14 protein-coding genes and 1 pseudogene are annotated in these 16957 nt (G+C 57.1%); 11 read left to right on the top strand and 4 right to left on the bottom strand.

Annotated features, from left to right (window positions below):
- Nucleotides 1–2 precede the first annotated feature (2 nt).
- Nucleotides 3–455 carry a YhcH/YjgK/YiaL family protein gene (locus ACQG1K_RS02490; protein ID WP_023305334.1) on the bottom strand — a complete coding sequence of 151 codons (453 nt, stop codon included), beginning with the start codon at nucleotides 453–455 and terminating at the stop codon, nucleotides 3–5.
- 675 nt (nucleotides 456–1130) lie between these two features.
- Here ACQG1K_RS02490 and arcA point away from each other — a divergent pair.
- The 5 genes from arcA (at nucleotide 1131) to ACQG1K_RS02465 (ending at nucleotide 6417) form a co-directional block, all read left to right on the top strand.
- On the top strand, nucleotides 1131–2351 hold the full coding sequence (gene arcA, locus ACQG1K_RS02485) for an arginine deiminase (protein WP_023299194.1): 1221 nt from the start codon (nucleotides 1131–1133) through the stop codon (nucleotides 2349–2351).
- 10 nt (nucleotides 2352–2361) lie between these two features.
- Complete coding sequence (gene arcC / locus ACQG1K_RS02480; RefSeq protein ID WP_367075437.1) at nucleotides 2362–3273, top strand: carbamate kinase; 912 nt, start codon at nucleotides 2362–2364, stop codon at nucleotides 3271–3273.
- A gap of 129 nt (nucleotides 3274–3402) precedes the next feature.
- Nucleotides 3403–4407, top strand: coding sequence for an ornithine carbamoyltransferase (gene argF / locus ACQG1K_RS02475; protein WP_003863360.1), 1005 nt, complete (start codon nucleotides 3403–3405; stop codon nucleotides 4405–4407).
- 46 nt (nucleotides 4408–4453) lie between these two features.
- A complete protein-coding gene (locus ACQG1K_RS02470; RefSeq protein ID WP_045620966.1) occupies nucleotides 4454–5857 on the top strand; it encodes a YfcC family protein in 1404 nt (467 codons plus the stop codon).
- Nucleotides 5858–5937: 80 nt separating this feature from the next.
- Nucleotides 5938–6417, top strand: a complete 480-nt coding sequence (locus ACQG1K_RS02465; protein ID WP_003863366.1) for an arginine repressor — start codon at nucleotides 5938–5940, stop codon at nucleotides 6415–6417.
- A 3-nt stretch (nucleotides 6418–6420) separates the two neighbouring features.
- Here ACQG1K_RS02465 and ACQG1K_RS02460 read toward each other — a convergent pair.
- Nucleotides 6421–6538: pseudogene (locus ACQG1K_RS02460) on the bottom strand (hypothetical protein).
- Here ACQG1K_RS02460 and ACQG1K_RS02455 point away from each other — a divergent pair.
- The 5 genes from ACQG1K_RS02455 to gbpA all read left to right on the top strand — a co-directional run bounded on the left by ACQG1K_RS02455 (nucleotide 6518) and on the right by gbpA (nucleotide 10111).
- Nucleotides 6518–6622, top strand: a complete 105-nt coding sequence (locus tag ACQG1K_RS02455; protein WP_022646880.1) for a pyrBI operon leader peptide — start codon at nucleotides 6518–6520, stop codon at nucleotides 6620–6622. The pseudogene ACQG1K_RS02460 and the gene ACQG1K_RS02455 sit on opposite strands and share 21 nt — an antisense overlap.
- 34 nt (nucleotides 6623–6656) lie before the next feature.
- Nucleotides 6657–7589: an aspartate carbamoyltransferase gene (pyrB, locus tag ACQG1K_RS02450; protein WP_003863368.1), complete on the top strand. Its 933-nt coding sequence runs from the start codon at nucleotides 6657–6659 to the stop codon at nucleotides 7587–7589.
- A gap of 12 nt (nucleotides 7590–7601) precedes the next feature.
- The gene (gene pyrI, locus ACQG1K_RS02445; protein WP_003863370.1) at nucleotides 7602–8063 is read left to right on the top strand and encodes an aspartate carbamoyltransferase regulatory subunit; all 462 of its coding nucleotides are present in this window, start codon (nucleotides 7602–7604) and stop codon (nucleotides 8061–8063) included.
- Between the two features lie 73 nt (nucleotides 8064–8136).
- Nucleotides 8137–8523, top strand: a complete 387-nt coding sequence (gene ridA, locus ACQG1K_RS02440; protein ID WP_003863373.1) for a 2-iminobutanoate/2-iminopropanoate deaminase — start codon at nucleotides 8137–8139, stop codon at nucleotides 8521–8523.
- A 136-nt stretch (nucleotides 8524–8659) separates the two neighbouring features.
- A complete protein-coding gene (gene gbpA, locus ACQG1K_RS02435) occupies nucleotides 8660–10111 on the top strand; it encodes an N-acetylglucosamine-binding protein GbpA (RefSeq protein WP_048966074.1) in 1452 nt (483 codons plus the stop codon).
- A gap of 203 nt (nucleotides 10112–10314) precedes the next feature.
- Here the strand turns inward: gbpA and ACQG1K_RS02430 are convergent, their stop codons facing one another.
- Together ACQG1K_RS02430 and mgtA are read right to left on the bottom strand one after the other, a co-directional pair.
- Entirely contained in the window at nucleotides 10315–12699 is a 2385-nt protein-coding gene (locus tag ACQG1K_RS02430) for a beta-N-acetylhexosaminidase (protein WP_367075433.1), read from the bottom strand.
- Nucleotides 12700–12899: 200 nt separating this feature from the next.
- A complete protein-coding gene (gene mgtA / locus ACQG1K_RS02425) occupies nucleotides 12900–15608 on the bottom strand; it encodes a magnesium-translocating P-type ATPase (protein ID WP_426720960.1) in 2709 nt (902 codons plus the stop codon).
- A 386-nt stretch (nucleotides 15609–15994) separates the two neighbouring features.
- Here mgtA and treR point away from each other — a divergent pair, with 386 nt between their 5' ends.
- Complete coding sequence (gene treR, locus ACQG1K_RS02420) at nucleotides 15995–16942, top strand: trehalose operon repressor TreR (protein WP_367075430.1); 948 nt, start codon at nucleotides 15995–15997, stop codon at nucleotides 16940–16942.
- The last annotated feature ends 15 nt before the right edge of the window (nucleotides 16943–16957 follow it).

Below are 16957 nucleotides of genomic sequence, written 5' to 3'. Positions count from 1 at the left end.
GGTTACTCCACCAGCATCTTAACAACCACTTTCCTGACCTTAGCAGGTGCACCCACCGCGCACAGCGGCTTATGCACTTCACCCGGCCAGAACACCACGAAATCCCCTTCGCTCAGCACCACGGTTTTCTCCTGCTCGCCTTCCGGCAGGAACGCGATGTCTTTGTCCGCCAGCCAGTCGGTGTCCGGCGTGCCGTGCGGCAGGGTGCTGAAGGTCATCCCTTCCTGCCCCTTCAGCACAATCTGAATATCCAGGTAGCGTGCATGGTATTCAGCGCGACGCTCAGCGAACGGCTGGGTCATGTCCTCCGATACCAGATAAAACAGGCTGTTGCCGCTGATGTCGTGCTTGCCGGTCGGCGTCGCGTCGGTGACGTGGGCCTTGACGTGCTCAATGGCCTGGCGCAGCTCTTCTGGTAGCCAGGACTGGAGATGATGAATATTGCCAATAATCATGATACAACCCTCAAATCAAAACATTGTTTCATTTTTATCTTTTATACGAGAATCGCCTCTCCCATACCAGCCCTTTTTAGACAAGATTTGCGCCAGCGCATGTTTATCGGAAAATGTGTTAATTCACTGTTAATTACATAAAGGCATTTATGCAGTCGTTATGCATAACCTCATTTCCTAAGCTTTACGCAACTTATCTAACTCGCTGAATTTAAAACGTAACTCACAAAACCTGTTGTTGCATCACACTTTATCACTTCGGTTATTTCCTTTAAAATCCCATAATTATTTATCGATTTCTCTTAAGTGAAAAATAGTTAACTGTCATTATTGCATAGCTATTCTCGAGGCAAAATTTTATTCATTAAAATCAACAGCATAACTAAATATTTCAAAGCATGTAATTCTACAAAACAATAACAACCTCAAATATTGCCACCCGTTCCTGCTTAGCTATTCATCCCGTAATAATATGAAATTAATCATTATCTGATACGAATCATGCAATTGAAAATAAACTGCTCAATATCGGTTTTCGCGTGAGCAGCGTCACAATAACCATTATTTAAGCGCCTACTATGAATCACGAAATCAATTGAGCTTAGCCGCCATGAAATTAAACACATCACATGGCGCATGCCCTTTTTATTCTGAAAAACAGTTAAAGGAATAATTATGGAAAAGCATTACGTCGGTTCTGAAATTGGTCAATTGCGTAGCGTTATGCTGCACCGTCCTAATTTAAGTCTTAAACGTTTAACGCCATCGAATTGTCAGGAGCTATTATTTGATGACGTGCTCTCGGTTGAGCGGGCGGGAGAGGAGCATGATATCTTCGCAAACACGCTGCGCGAGCAGGGTGTGGAAGTCCTGCTATTGACCGACCTTCTTACGCAAACGCTTGATATTGCGGAAGCAAAAGCCTGGCTTCTTGAAACACAAATCTCCGACTACCGCCTCGGCCCAGCCTTTGCCAGCGACGTCCGCGGCTGGCTGGCGGATATGCCGCACCGCGAACTGGCGCGCAGATTAAGCGGCGGATTAACCTACGGTGAAATTCCGGCAGCTATTAAAAATATGGTGGTCGATACCCACACGGCAAATGATTTTATTATGAAACCGCTGCCGAACCACTTATTTACCCGCGATACCTCCTGCTGGATTTATAACGGCGTATCCATTAATCCGATGGCGAAACCCGCCCGTCAGCGCGAAACCAATAATCTGCGCGCAATATATCGCTGGCACCCCGCATTTGCCGATGGCGAGTTTATTAAGTATTTCGGCGACGAGAATATTAATTACGACCACGCCACCCTGGAAGGCGGCGACGTATTAGTGATTGGCCGCGGGGCGGTATTGATCGGCATGTCTGAGCGCACGACGCCGCAGGGCGTGGAGTTCCTCGCCAACAGCTTGTTTAAACATCGTCAGGCCGAGCGCGTGATCGCCGTTGAGCTGCCAAAACACCGCTCCTGCATGCACCTCGACACCGTGATGACCCACATCGACGTGGACACTTTCTCCGTTTACCCGGAAGTGGTGCGCAAGGACGCCCAGTGCTGGACGCTCACCCCGGACGGACGCGGCGGCCTGCTGCGTACCCAGGAAACCGACCTGCTGCACGCCATCGAAAAAGCCCTCGGCATTAACCAGGTGCGCCTGATCACCACCGGCGGCGATGCCTTTGAAGCCGAACGCGAGCAGTGGAACGACGCCAACAACGTCCTGACCATCCGTCCGGGCGTGGTGATCGGCTACGAGCGCAACGTCTGGACCAACGAGAAGTACGACAAGGCGGGCATCACCGTGCTGCCGATCCCGGGCGACGAGCTGGGACGCGGTCGCGGCGGCGCGCGCTGCATGAGCTGCCCACTGGAACGCGACGGAATTTAAAGGAGCCATCATGGAACGAAAACCCACTCTGGTTGTGGCCCTGGGCGGCAACGCGCTGCTCAAGCGCGGCGAGCCGCTGGAAGCGGACATCCAGCGTCAGAACATCGAGCAGGCCGCCCGCACCATCGCAGGCTTAACGGAGCAATGGCGCGTGGTGCTGGTGCACGGCAACGGCCCGCAGGTCGGGCTGCTGGCGCTGCAAAACAGCGCCTACGACAAAGTCACCCCCTACCCGCTGGACGTTCTTGGCGCCGAAAGCCAGGGAATGATCGGCTACATGCTCCAGCAGGCGCTGAAAAACAATCTGACCCAGCGCGAGGTGAGCGTCCTGCTCACGCAGGTGGAAGTGGACGCCGCCGACCCGGCGTTCAGCAACCCGACCAAGTACATCGGCCCGGTCTATGGCGAAGCCCAGGCGAAAGCGCTGGCCGCGGAAAAAGGCTGGGTGTTCAAGGCCGACGGGGCCTATTTCCGCCGCGTTGTGCCCTCTCCGCAGCCGAAGCGCATCGTCGAGAGCGACGCCATTACGGCGCTTATTCAGCGCGACCACCTGGTCATCTGCAACGGCGGCGGCGGCGTGCCGGTGGTGGAAAACGCCAACGGTTATCGCGGCATTGAGGCGGTGATCGACAAAGACCTCTCCGCCGCTCTGCTGGCGCGGCAGATCGAGGCCGATGCCCTGCTGATCCTCACCGATGCCGACGCAGTGTACCTCGACTGGGGCAAGCCGACCCAGCGCCCGCTGGCGCAGGTCACGCCGGAACTGCTCAGAGGCATGCAGTTCGACGCCGGATCGATGGGGCCAAAAGTGGCCGCCTGCCGCGAGTTCGTTGAAGCCTGCAACGGCATTGCCGGGATCGGCGCGCTGGCCGACGGCGCGGAGATCCTGGCGGGCGAGAAAGGCACGTTGATTCGTAACTGAGCACCCATTTCCCCTCATCCTAACCCTCTCCCCAAAGGGGAGAGGAGACGATTACACCCCCTCCCCTTTGGGGAGAGGGCTGGGGTGAGGGGTAAGGACTTAGACATTAATTTTAAAAAGGATTTACCCATGACCATCAACCTGAAAAACCGCAACTTCCTGAAACTGCTGGACTACACCCCGGCGGAGATCCAGTACCTGATCGACCTCGCCATCGAGCTGAAGGCGGCCAAAAAAGCCGGGCGCGAAAAGCAAACCCTGGTCGGGAAAAACATCGCCCTGATCTTTGAAAAAACATCCACCCGCACCCGCTGCGCCTTTGAAGTGGGCGCGTTCGACCAGGGCGCGCAGGTCACCTACCTCGGCCCAAGCGGCTCGCAGATTGGCCACAAAGAGTCGATGAAGGACACCGCGCGCGTGCTGGGCCGCATGTATGACGGCATCGAGTATCGCGGCTACGGCCAGGCCATCGTTGAGGAGCTGGGCGAATACGCGGGAGTGCCGGTGTGGAACGGCCTGACCGACGAGTTCCACCCCACGCAAATCCTTGCCGACCTGATGACTATGCTGGAGCACTCTCCGGGCAAAACACTGCCGGAGCTGAGCTTTGCTTACCTCGGCGACGCGCGCAACAACATGGGTAATTCGCTGATGGTCGGCGCGGCCAAAATGGGGATGGATATCCGCCTTGTGGCGCCGAAATCCTTCTGGCCGGAGGCCGGGCTGGTTGAGCAGTGCCGCGCCATCGCCAAAGAGACCGGCGCGCGCATCACCCTCACCGACGATGTGGAAGAAGGCGTGCAGGGCACCGATTTCCTCTACACCGACGTGTGGGTTTCAATGGGCGAGCCGAAGGAGGCGTGGGCCGAGCGCGTTAGCCTGATGAAGCCGTATCAGATTAATGCGGACGTGATGAAGGCCACCGGTAATCCGAACGTCAAGTTCATGCACTGCCTGCCGGCATTCCACAACGAACATACCAAAGTGGGCCGCGAAATCGAGATGGCGTACGGCCTGAAGGGGCTGGAGGTGACGGAGGAGGTCTTTGAATCCCCGAACTCCATCGTCTTCGACGAAGCAGAGAACCGCATGCACACCATTAAAGCGGTCATGGTGGCGACACTCGGCGACTAATCACCGCCCGGCGCGCCGCGGGGTGCGCCGGGTTCAGGAGAACATCATGGGCAAGTTCAAATTTCCCTCCGCTTATACCATTCTCTTTTTTCTGATTGCCGTGGTTGCCGTGCTGACGTGGATTGTTCCGGCCGGGCAGTACCATATGACGATGAACGAGGCGCTCGGCAAAGAAGTGCCGGTTGCTGGCACTTACGCGCACGTGGCAGCGCACCCGCAGGGGCTCGTCTCCGTGCTGATGGCGCCGATTGCCGGGCTGTACGATCCGGAGTCCGGCCAGGCCGGGGCGATCGACGTGGCGCTGTTTATTCTGATCATCGGGGGATTCCTCGGGATCGTCACTAAAACCGGGGCGATAGACGCCGGGATCGAGCGCGTCACCACCCGACTGCGCGGCCGCGAAGAGTGGATGATCCCGATCCTGATGGCGCTGTTTGCCGCAGGCGGCACGATTTACGGCATGGCCGAAGAGTCGCTACCCTTCTATACCTTACTGGTGCCGGTGATGCTGGCAGCGCGGTTCGATCCGGTGGTTGCGGCTTCTACCGTGCTGCTCGGCGCGGGGATCGGCACGCTCGGATCCACCATCAACCCGTTCGCCACGGTGATCGCCGCCAACGCCGCCGGGATCCCCTTCACCAACGGCATCATGCTACGCATCGCGCTGCTGGTGATCGGCTGGATCATCTGCGTGGCGTGGGTAATGCGCTACGCCCGCAAGGTGCGCAAGGATCCGTCGCTGTCGATCGTGGCGGATAAGCAGGAAGAAAATCTCGCCCACTTTCTCGGTAACAAGGGCGAGCAGTCGCTGGAATTTACCCCGGTGCGCAAACTCATCCTGGTGATCTTCGCCCTCGCCTTCGCGGTGATGATCTACGGTGTGGCGGTGCTGGGCTGGTGGATGGCGGAGATTTCGGCGGTGTTCCTCGCCAGTGCCATTATCGTCGGGCTGATCGCCCGCATGAGCGAAGAGGAGCTGACCTCAACCTTTATCAACGGCGCGCGAGATTTGCTGGGCGTCGCGCTGATAATCGGCATCGCGCGCGGTATCGTAGTGATCATGGATAAGGGCATGATTACCCACACCATTTTGCACAGCGCCGAGGGAATGGTCACCGGATTGTCGACGGTGGCGTTCATCAACGTGATGTACTGGCTGGAAGTGGTGCTGTCGTTTCTTGTGCCTTCTTCGTCCGGCCTGGCCGTTCTGACGATGCCGATCATGGCGCCCCTTGCCGATTTCGCTAACGTCAACCGCGACCTGGTGGTTACGGCTTACCAGTCGGCGTCCGGCATCGTCAACCTGATCACTCCCACCTCTGCCGTCGTGATGGGCGGGCTGGCTATCGCCCGCGTGCCCTACGTGCGTTATCTGAAATGGGTCGCGCCGCTGCTGGGGATTTTAACGGTGGTGATTATGGTGGCGTTAAGCCTGGGCGCTTTGTTGTGATTTGCCGGATGGCGCTGCGCTTATCCGGCCTACGGATCGGTGCGGTGCCACCGGTTATTTCGGGAACTGATATGGGAACTATGATGGATTACGAAGAGTACTCTCCCAAAGAGCAACTACAGCTAACGGTCTGCCAGCGTCTGATCGCGGAAAAGAGCTATCTCTCCCAGGAAGAGATCCGCCGTGACTTACAGGAGCGTGGTTTTGAGACCATCAGCCAGTCCACCGTTTCACGTCTGCTCAAGTTGCTTGGTGTCATAAAAATTCGCAATGCCAAAGGGCTAAAGATTTATTCGCTGAATCCCCAGCTGCGCCCGGCCCCCGACGCGGCGCGTACGGTCTCTGAAATGGTGGTGAGCGTGGAGCACAACAGCGAATTTATCCTTATCCATACCGTCGCCGGATATGGCCGCGCGGTGGCGCGTATTCTGGATTATCACCAGTTACCGGAAATTTTAGGTGTAGTGGCCGGGAGCAGTATTGTCTGGGTCGCGCCCCGCGTAGTGAAGCGCACCGCGCTGGTACATAAGCAAATTAATTATTTACTCAGAACGCATTAATATTCACAAAGAACCGTTTGCATTGAGTAAAGCGTGCATTAAATCGCTTGATCCCAAAAGCGAGCTGCGTATAATGCCCGACAATTTGCCGGGAGGAAGCATGGTCAAGCGTGTACGACATAACGTCTTACCGCGTCTGAAATCAGACGCTGGCCTGCCGTTTTTCTTCCCGTTGCTAAACCTATTCCCAGAGCCCCTCATTTGAGGGGCTTTTTTTTGCCCGGCGTCAGGAGATAAACATGAATCCGCTTTATCAAAAACACATCATTTCCATAAACGACCTCAGCCGCGAAGAGCTGGAACTGGTTCTGGAAACCGCGGCAAAACTGAAGGCCAATCCGCAACCGGAGCTGTTGAAGCACAAGGTGATTGCGAGCTGCTTCTTCGAAGCCTCGACCCGCACCCGCCTCTCCTTCGAAACCTCCATGCACCGTCTGGGCGCGAGCGTGGTGGGCTTCTCGGACAGCAGCAACACGTCGCTGGGCAAAAAAGGCGAAACCCTGGCGGATACCATTTCGGTTATCAGTACCTACGTTGACGCGATTGTGATGCGCCACCCGCAGGAGGGCGCGGCGCGTCTGGCGACCGAGTTTTCCGGCGGCATTCCGGTGCTGAACGCCGGTGACGGTGCTAACCAGCATCCGACGCAGACCCTGCTGGATCTGTTCACCATTCAGGAGACTCAGGGCACGCTTGAGAACCTGAACATCGCCATGGTCGGCGACCTGAAATATGGCCGCACCGTCCACTCCCTGACCCAGGCGCTGGCGAAATTTAACGGCAACCGCTTCTTCTTTATCGCGCCGGACGCGCTGGCGATGCCGCAGTACATTCTCGACATGCTGGACGAGAAAGGCATCGCGTGGAGCCTGCACGCCAGTATCGAAGAGGTGATGGGCAACGTGGATATTCTCTACATGACCCGCGTGCAGAAAGAGCGTCTGGATCCGTCCGAGTACGCCAACGTGAAGGCGCAGTTCGTGCTGCGCGCCAGCGACCTTGAAGGCGCGCGTGACAATATGAAGGTGCTGCACCCGCTGCCGCGCATCGATGAGATCACCACAGACGTGGACAAAACGCCGCACGCCTGGTACTTCCAGCAGGCCGGAAACGGCATCTTCGCTCGCCAGGCGTTACTGGCACTGGTTCTGAATCGCGAATTAGCTCTGTAAGGGGAGACGACCATGACACACGATAACAAACTCCAGGTTGAAGCCATCAAGCGTGGCACCGTGATTGACCACATCCCTGCGCAGGTGGGCTTTAAACTGCTGACGCTGTTCAAACTGACCGAAACGGACCAGCGCATCACCATCGGCCTGAACCTGCCGTCGGGCGAAATGGGCCGTAAAGACCTGATCAAAATCGAGAACACCTTCCTGACCGACGAGCAGGTTAACCAGCTGTCGCTGTACGCGCCGGACGCCACGGTTAACCGCATCGACGATTACGACGTGGTGGGCAAATCCCGCCCAAGCCTGCCGGATCGCATCGAAAGCGTGCTGGTCTGCCCGAACAGCAACTGCATCAGTCATGCTGAGCCGGTTTCCTCCAGTTTCGCAGTGAAAAAACGCGCCAATGACATCGCACTCAAATGCAAATACTGCGAAAAAGAGTTTTCTCATTATGTGGTGCTGGCCAACTAATTGAGGTTGGTAATGAAATCCCGGCTGTTATAATGGCCGGGAACATTCTTAACGCTGTAATTCTGGAGAAAAAATGAGCAAAGTACTCGCGACGGAAAATGCACCAGCGGCTATCGGCCCATACGTTCAGGGCGTTGATCTGGGCAGCATGATCATCACTTCTGGTCAGATCCCGGTGAACCCAAAAACCGGTGAAGTGCCAGCCGACGTAGCGGCGCAGGCGCGTCAGTCGCTGGAAAACGTGCAGGCGATCGTGGAATCTGCCGGTCTGAAAGTGGGCGATATCGTCAAAACCACCGTGTTCGTAAAAGATCTGAATGATTTCGCGACCGTTAACGCCACTTACGAAGCGTTCTTCACCGAGCACAACGCGACCTTCCCGGCTCGCTCTTGCGTGGAAGTGGCGCGTCTGCCAAAAGACGTGAAAATTGAAATTGAAGCGATTGCCGTACGTCGCTAATTCAATTCAATTAAGAAAGGGCAGCTTAGCTGTCCTTTTTATTTCGACTATTTTTACTCTCCATATAAAATGACAAATCGCACCGTCCATTATTAAGCTTCACCACCCGGTAATATTCTCTAATAATGGATGAGTAATGAAACTTTCAAAAATTGCACTTGCCCTCGCGACAGTGACCGTTGCATCGTCGGCATTTGCTCACGGCTATATTGAATCTCCAGCCAGCCGCGCCTATATGTGTAAGCTTGGCCAAAATATTGATTGCGGCGCTGTACAGTATGAACCGCAGAGCGTGGAAAAAACTTCCGGTTTCCCGACCGGCGCTATGCCGCCGGACGGCCAGCTCGCCAGTGCAGGTATTTCCCAGTATTCTCAGCTGGATAAGCAAAGCCTGAATGCCTGGACCAAAAACCCGATAACAGCAGGCCCGCATGAGTTCGTCTGGCATCATACTGCACCGCATAAAACCACTAACTGGCGCTATTACATCACCAAACAAAACTGGGATCCAAATAAGCCGCTGACTCGCGATCAATTTGAATTAACTCCATTCTGTACGATCAACGGAAATAGTCAGGCACCAGCCGTAACAAAATCTATGACTTGCAATGTTCCTGCGCGTACGGGGTACCAGGTTATTTACGGCGTGTGGGAAATTGCGGACACCTCAAATAGCTTTTATCAGGCCATTGACGTTGATTTCGGGAATGGTGGCAACGTAACCCCGGACGAAACGCCTGCGATCGTTTCCGAATGGAGCAAAACCCTGAGCGGCCAGATTGCCGGTAATAACCTGAACGTGGGCGATAAGGTTATCGCACGCTTCTTCGACGCCAACGGTGAAGTGACCGCCATGCGTACCGAAATGACCATCGGCTCTGCTGAACAAGGCGACGCTAACCAGTGGTCTTACGATCTGGCGCAGAAGATCAACACCGCTCAGAGCGATGTCCGCGTCGGTGTTAAAGATGAAGCCGGTGACATCAGCCCGGTTCACGGCGCCAACAGCGTATTCGTTAAAGACGGCAGCACGCTGAAATCCGTTGCCATCTCCTATGAAGAGCAAAAAGCGCAGGTGAGCGAGACCATCGCCGTTTCCGATCTGCAATACAGCAAAATCGAACATGGCAACGCGACCGTCACCTTCCACGTCAACACGCAGGGTGACGTTAATTTTGAAGCACACGTGATGAACCACCACGGTGCGGAAAAAGGTTACCTGAAGCAGGACATGAACAACGTCAATCAGGACGTGACCATGACGTTGACTGACGTGACGGCGGGACACCATATGCTGAAATACTACGCGACCAATAAAGACGGCACGATGTTCGCCCAGGACGTGCTGAACCTGATGCTGGAAAGCGATGCGGCTGCGGACAGCACCGGCCACCACGACTTTACCTTCCCGGAGAATATCGCCTCGTACAAAGCAGGCACCGTGGTACTACAGCCAAAAGACGGTAAGACCTACGAATGTAAGCCTTTCCCGTACAGCGGCTACTGCGTGCAGTACAGCCCAACCGCAAACCAGTTTGAGCCTGGCGTTGGCGCGCACTGGAAAGAGGCGTGGGTGTTGAAGAACTGAGTGGAAAAACCTTACCCCTCACCCTAACCCCTCTCCCCAAAGGGGAGAGGGAACGGATCGAGCCCCCTCGCCTGGCCCTCTCTCCAAAGGGGAGAGGGTACCGATAGAGCCCCCTCGCCTGGCCCTCCCTCCAAAGGGGAGAGGGTACCGATAGTGCCCCTCGCCCCTATGGGGAGAGGGGTTGGGGTGAGGGGTATTTTTTTCTACTGATTCTGCGTCGCACGCAGCAGCGTTTCCAGCGGGTACACCGCCGCAATCACCACTTCGTCCTGGATTGTCGCCGCGTTATCCAGTTCGCTCTGGATCGACGCGATCTCTTTATCATCCAGCGTTCCCTGACGTGCCACCAGATCCGTCAGCCGCAGGCCAATCGAGGCCAGCTTGTCCACCTCCTGAATTACCGGTTTGATGGCCTTCAACTGATAGCTGTTTTCGCTCAAGGCCAGCACGTCGCTGGTGTTGTTCTGCCAGCGGTTAAAGACGTGGCGCAGCGCGTCGGCGCTCTCCGTGTCTTCCGCATCGCTCACCAGACGATCAGCCCATTTATTCATCTGACGCACGGTCGCACTTTCCGCGTTTAGCGCGTCAGCGAGCCGGTTAAGCGGCTCAAACTGATGATAGTTTCCGGCCTGGAACTTAAGATGCTGACGGGTGTAATACTGCGCCGGTTCAAGCGCCTGGGCGAGGATTTGCAGCGGCAAGGTATCCGCATTGTTAGCGAGGCGCGTGAACTGTATCTGCTGCTGGGTATGCTGCTGTAGCCCAACCGATACCGTGGACCAGCTGTCCATCGCCTGGAGCCGGGTATACATGTTGTCGATGTCGTTGACGTCCTTCGCCGACCAAAGCCGCTCCGCCACCGCAAAGGCGCGCGGCCACAGACGGATATCCAGTACTGGCGCGACTACGTTTTCCGCCCACAGCGCGGCTTCACCGCCGAGCAGATTGGCCTCGTTCGCCGGGTCCGGCACCACCGGCGGAACGCCTTTCGGCACCTCGTCCAGACGCGTGCCGCTAATCAGGTAGCGGGCGTTACCCACCAGGAAATAGCCGCTGAGCTTATCGTTCTCAACAGAAACGACCGGACGCGTTTCACCCATCCAGGTATCAACGGTAAACGTTACCTGATTGTCGTCCCGCCACTGAATGTTATCCACCGCCCGACGCGATTTCCCGGCAAAATCAATGAATCCGCGCCAGCCAGCATCGCCTTTCACCAGCGTAAAGCTGCCTTCCACCGGCTTGCCTTTCAGACGCGGCATGGAGAAAGCCCAGCTCTGGACGCTGTCGGTGTCTGCTATCACATCCACGCCGTTCAACCCCTGCGGCACAATTTCATTGCGGTAGTGGTAGGCGGTGGATTGCGGCTGATCAAGGTAGAAACCGGTAGAGAGAATGCCCTTATAGCCGTTCTGCGCCACCTGCCCCAGCGCGTCCTGTCCCTGCCAGGACTGGATCAGAATGCTTTTCGGCAGATCGGGATGGTAGATCTCATCCCAGCCAACCATCTGCCGGTGGTGCTTCTCAAGGATCGTCTCCAGCTTGCGGTTGAAATACGCCTGCAACGCATGGCTGTCCGCCAGTTTGTTGTCGCGCATGAATCTCTGGATCGCAGCGTTCGCTTTCCACTGGCTGTCGTCAACCTCATCGCCGCCAATATGCAGATACGGATCCGGGAAGATCGCCGCCAGTTCGCTGACCATCGCGTTGGCAAAGGTATAGGTCGCCTCTTTGGTGGGATCCAGCACTGGCTTAAGCACGCCCCAGTGGCGCTCCATGGCGTACGGCCCCGGCGCGCTCATCAGCTCCGGGTAGGCGACGGCAATCGCCGAGGCGTGGCCCGGCATATCAATTTCCGGCACCACGCGTATGCCGCGCTCGGCAGCGTAACGCACAATCTCGCGCATCTGCTCCGGGGTGTAGAACAGCCCATCGCTGGCAAGCTGGGTTAATTTTGGATAACGCTTCGAGGTAAAGCGCCAGCCCTGATCGTCCGTCAAATGCCAGTGCAGGACGTTGAGCTTAGCCGCGGCCATGCCGTCGATCTGGCGTTTGATATCGGGTAACGGGATGAAATGGCGCGCTGAATCGAGCAGCAGCCCGCGCCACGGGAAGCGCGGCGAATCTTCAATGCTAACCCACGGAATCGAGGTGTTTTCGGCACCGTTCTGCATCAGCTGGAGCAAGGTTTCCATGGCGCGCAGCGCGCCGAAGCGGGTGTTGGCGGAGATATTTACGCCGTTGGCGTCCACCGTGAGTTTATAGCTCTCATCGCTGTCCGGCAGCGGCTGCGGCTTCACCTTTTTCGCGATGGAAATAAGGATGGTTGGCTTGTCAGGTTTTTCGGCCTGCGGCTGTAGCGTCCAGCCAGTTTGCAGGGCGATGCGCTGGCGCAGGCGGTTGACCGCATCCCCCAGATCGTCGCCGATGACGCTCACGGTGAGTTGATTGTTAAGCACCAGCGCACCCTGCGTGGTCGGGCGTTCAACCTTCGCAGGCCAGGGCATTAAGGGAAGGTCGCCTGCCGGGGCGGCAAAGGCGGAGGCGCCGAGCATAAGCCCGGCGGTTAAGAGACTGTACCGTAACATGAATGTTCCTTATCTGACGGGCCAAATAAAGGCAAAACATTCTGTTAACATGCGCTCAAATTGTCGTCAAGCGAATGCGCTGACGGAGATCACAGGTTGTTGAATTTGGGAGGAAAGCCAGCTGCCGGGTGGCGGCTTCGCCTTACCCGGCCTACGTTCGGATCGTAGGCCCGGTAAGCGCAGCGCCACCGGGCTTGCCGTTACTGCCATCCATACCGACGGCTATAGAACCCTTTGACCATCTGCGTCAGCACCATGTAACCCGCGAGGATCGCCACCAGCCACGGGAAGTAGCTCAGCGGCAGCGCCTGAAGTTGCAGGTAACTTGCAAGCGGCGAGAACGGCAGCGCGATCCCGAGCGCCATCACAATGCCCGTCATCACGATCAGCGGCCATGCGGCACGGCTCTGGATAAACGGAATGCGGCGGGTGCGGATCATATGCACAATCAGGGTCTGGGACAGCAGCCCCACCACGAACCAGCCGGACTGGAACAGCGTCTGGTGTTCCGGGGTGTTGGCGTGGAACACAAACCACATCAGGCAGAAGGTCAGAATGTCAAAGATGGAGCTGATCGGCCCAAAGAACAGCATAAAGCGCCCCAGATCGGCGGGGTTCCAGCGCTGCGGCTTCTGGATCTGCTCGTCGTCCACGTTATCAAACGGGATGGCGACCTGAGAGACATCGTACATCAGGTTCTGGATCAGCAGGTGCAGCGGTAGCATCGGCAGGAACGGCAGGAAGGCGCTCGCCACCAGCACGCTGAAGACGTTACCGAAGTTGGAGCTGGCGGTCATTTTGATGTATTTGAGCATATTGGCGAAGGTGCGACGCCCTTCGATGACGCCCTCCTCCAGCACCATCAGGCTCTTTTCCAGCAGAATGATATCTGCCGCCTCACGGGCGATATCCACCGCGCCGTCCACGGAGATACCGATATCCGCCGCACGCAGGGCTGGCGCATCGTTGATGCCGTCGCCCATAAAGCCCACCACGTGCCCTTCACGACGCAGCAGAGTGACGATGCGTTCTTTATGCATCGGCGTCAGGCGGGCAAACAGCGTGGTGCGCAGGGCAAGCTCGGCCAGCTCATCGTCGGACAGGTGCTCAATGTCGCTCCCCACCACGACGTCGCCCGCGTCCAGGCCCACTTCGTGGCACACTTTGGCCGCCACCAGCTCGCTGTCGCCGGTCAGGATTTTGACGGTGATCCCGCTCGCTTTCAGTGCTTTCAGCGCCGGCGCGGTGGTCTCTTTCGGCGGATCGAGGAATGCGATGTAACCCTCGAGGATCAAATCGGATTCATCGATACGCTGGTAGTCCCCTTCCCGCGCGGGCAGGAACTTGCTTGCTACCGCCACCACGCGCAGCCCCTGACGGTTCAGGTTATCGGTGACGCGTTTGATGCGGCGCAGCATGGTCTCATCCAGCGGCACGATCTCGCCGTTATGACGCACCTGCGTGGAAACATTCAGGATCTCCTGCAATGCCCCTTTGCAGATCAGCTGATGTACGTCCGGCTGCTCGCTGACCACCACCGACATGCGGCGCCGTTCAAAGTCGAACGGAATTTCGTCCACCTTCTGCCAGCGGCCGGAGAGCATGCGGGCAGACTCTTCATCCACACCTTCCAGCACCGCCACGTCGAGCAGGTTTTTCAGCCCTGTCTGGTAGTGACTGTTCAGCCACGCGCTGTACAGCACCCGTTCGCTGGTCTTTCCGGCGATATCGGTGTGGTTCTCCAGCACGATTTTGTCCTGGGTCAGGGTGCCGGTTTTATCGGTGCAAAGAATGTCCATCGCGCCAAAGTTCTGGATGGCGTCGAGGTGTTTGACGATCACCTTTTGTTTAGAGAGTTTGACCGCCCCGCGCGCCAGCGTGGAGGTGACAATCATCGGCAGCATTTCCGGCGTTAAGCCGACAGCCACGGAGAGGGCGAACAGCGCCGCTTCCCACCAGTCACCTTTGGTGTAGCCGTTGATCAGCAGGACAATCGGCGTCATGACCATCATAAAGCGGATCAGCAGCATGCTGACGCGGCCAATGCCTTTCTGGAATGCGTTCGGCTCGCTCTCCTGCTCGCTGACGCGTCCGGCAAGCTGCCCAAACCAGGTGTTGCCGCCGGTAGCGGTGACAATGGCCTGCGCCGTGCCGCTGACCACCGTGGTGCCCATAAAGCACAGGGTGTCGCATTCCAGCGGGTTCATCTGCTGCGGATCGCGGCTCCTCGCCACCTTCTCTACGGGCAGGGATTCACCGGTGAGTGACGCCTGCGCGACGAACAGATCCCGCGCCTGGATGATGCGTAAATCCGCCGGGATCATGTCCCCCGCCGCCAGCTTCACCAGATCGCCCGGCACCAGCTGGTCAATGGGCAGTTCAATCCAGGCGTTTTCGCCGAGGTCGTTAATCACACGCGACACGGTGGCAGTATTGCTGACCATCGCTTTCAGCGCATCCGCCGCTTTGGTGGAGCGCGCTTCCTGAATAAAGTTAAGCAGCGTGGAGATCCCCACCATCAGGGCAATTACGCCTGCGGCAAAAAGATCTTCAGTGGCGTAAGAGATAATCCCGAGCACCGTCAGCAGCAGGTTGAACGGATTGCGGTAGCAGAGCCACAGGTGGACCCACCATGGAGAGGGTTTTTGCGCCGGGATCTGGTTATCGCCATGTTCCTCGCGGATTTTTGACACTTCTTGCGCGTTCAGCCCTTCCGGGTGGCCGCCAAAGGCGCGCCAGACTTCGTTTTCATCCATCGCCGCCACGTTCAGGCAGCGCTCGGTCAGGGAAGCGGGGATTTCCGCGCCCGCCAGGGTGTTGGCATTTGGCAGCGGATCGCGCGCAATCAGGCGATGTGGCAGGTGGCGGCTCAGCTGCGCGAACAGCTGCCGGGTGATATTTTTCAGCATAGTCATTCCCCCGCATCCGCAAAGGCGGACGCAGTTTTCCCGCAGGCGTGGCAGAGCCGTACCTGTCAGGCACTTAATTTATCAAGCAGGAACGTATGAACGTTGCTGCCTCACGCCGGTGAGACAGCAAAAGGCTGGCTTACCGGAAAGAAGGTTTTCTCCTGGTCAGGAGAGGTGTGGGATCGGGATCCATGTGGCCTCCGGTAAGTTAAAAATGGGATGTCGTCGCGCAGTATAAGGATTTAACCATACCTTTTGTGACTATTCGGGCGGTATGATACCCCCTCGTAAATAAACCGCACGTAAACCAGACTTTGCCCATAGCGAATTCGCAGGATAGCATTAGGCTCAACTGATTATTTTATCGTTGTTACAGGGAATACAGCATGCAGAACCGCCTTACGATTAAAGACATCGCGCGTTTAAGCGGCGTGGGGAAATCGACCGTCTCACGCGTGCTTAACAACGAAAGCGGTGTCAGCGAGCGCACACGCGAGCGCGTCGAGGCGGTGATGAATCAGCACGGTTTTTCCCCTTCCCGCTCCGCGCGCGCCATGCGCGGGCAGAGCGATAAAGTGGTCGCCATTATTGTCTCGCGTCTGGATTCCCTCTCCGAAAACCTCGCCGTACAGACGATGCTGCCCGCGTTCTACGAGCAGGGCTACGATCCGATCATGATGGAGAGCAAGTTCTCGGCGCAAATGGTGGAGGAGCATCTCGGTATGCTTCAGCGCCGCAACATTGATGGCGTAGTGCTGTTCGGGTTTACCGGCCTTAAAGAGGACATGCTTAAACCCTGGCAGCCGTCTCTGGTGCTGCTGGCGCGCGACGCCAGCGGGTTTGCCTCTGTCTGTTACGATGACGAAGGGGCAATCGTGATCCTGATGCAGCGCCTGTATGAGCAGGGCCATCGGCATATCAGCTATCTCGGCGTGCCGCATGCCGACATCACCACCGGCAAGCGTCGCCATGAAGCGTACCTGGCGTTTTGTAAAAAAAACAATCTCCCCGCCGTGGCCGCGCTGCCTGGACTGGGTATGAAACAGGGATATGAGCAGGTCGCCAGCGTGCTGACTGCACAAACCACCGCCCTGGTGTGCGCCACGGATACCCTTGCATTGGGTGCGAGCAAATATTTGCAGGAGCAACGCATCGGGGAGCTGCAGTTAGCGAGCATGGGAAGCACGCCGCTGATGAAGTTCTTACACCCGGAGATTATCAGCGTTGACCCGGGTTATGCCGAGTCTGGCCGGCAGGCTGCCGCGCAGCTGATCGAGCAAATTACCGGGCGTACCGAGCCCCGTCAGATCGTTATTCCAGCCCGCCTCTCATAATTTTTTTGAATGGAT

The organism is Enterobacter cloacae complex sp. 402C9, assembly GCF_050030745.1.
GTDB classification, from domain to species: Bacteria; Pseudomonadota; Gammaproteobacteria; order Enterobacterales; family Enterobacteriaceae; genus Enterobacter; species Enterobacter intestinihominis.
The sequence above is the reverse complement of the archived record's forward strand: the minus strand, read 5'-3'. Positions and strand labels throughout refer to the sequence as shown.

Excerpts from the sequence above, each read along its gene's own strand:
- ACQG1K_RS02490 (WP_023305334.1), bottom strand. The coding sequence starts at position 455 with ATGATTATTGGCAATATTCATCATCTCCAGTCCTGGCTACCAGAAGAG.
- arcA (WP_023299194.1), top strand. The coding sequence starts at position 1,131 with ATGGAAAAGCATTACGTCGGTTCTGAAATTGGTCAATTGCGTAGCGTT.
- arcC (WP_367075437.1), top strand. The coding sequence starts at position 2,362 with ATGGAACGAAAACCCACTCTGGTTGTGGCCCTGGGCGGCAACGCGCTG.
- argF (WP_003863360.1), top strand. The coding sequence starts at position 3,403 with ATGACCATCAACCTGAAAAACCGCAACTTCCTGAAACTGCTGGACTAC.
- ACQG1K_RS02470 (WP_045620966.1), top strand. The coding sequence starts at position 4,454 with ATGGGCAAGTTCAAATTTCCCTCCGCTTATACCATTCTCTTTTTTCTG.
- ACQG1K_RS02465 (WP_003863366.1), top strand. The coding sequence starts at position 5,938 with ATGATGGATTACGAAGAGTACTCTCCCAAAGAGCAACTACAGCTAACG.
- ACQG1K_RS02455 (WP_022646880.1), top strand. The coding sequence starts at position 6,518 with ATGGTCAAGCGTGTACGACATAACGTCTTACCGCGTCTGAAATCAGAC.
- pyrB (WP_003863368.1), top strand. The coding sequence starts at position 6,657 with ATGAATCCGCTTTATCAAAAACACATCATTTCCATAAACGACCTCAGC.
- pyrI (WP_003863370.1), top strand. The coding sequence starts at position 7,602 with ATGACACACGATAACAAACTCCAGGTTGAAGCCATCAAGCGTGGCACC.
- ridA (WP_003863373.1), top strand. The coding sequence starts at position 8,137 with ATGAGCAAAGTACTCGCGACGGAAAATGCACCAGCGGCTATCGGCCCA.
- gbpA (WP_048966074.1), top strand. The coding sequence starts at position 8,660 with ATGAAACTTTCAAAAATTGCACTTGCCCTCGCGACAGTGACCGTTGCA.
- ACQG1K_RS02430 (WP_367075433.1), bottom strand. The coding sequence starts at position 12,699 with ATGTTACGGTACAGTCTCTTAACCGCCGGGCTTATGCTCGGCGCCTCC.
- mgtA (WP_426720960.1), bottom strand. The coding sequence starts at position 15,608 with ATGCTGAAAAATATCACCCGGCAGCTGTTCGCGCAGCTGAGCCGCCAC.
- treR (WP_367075430.1), top strand. The coding sequence starts at position 15,995 with ATGCAGAACCGCCTTACGATTAAAGACATCGCGCGTTTAAGCGGCGTG.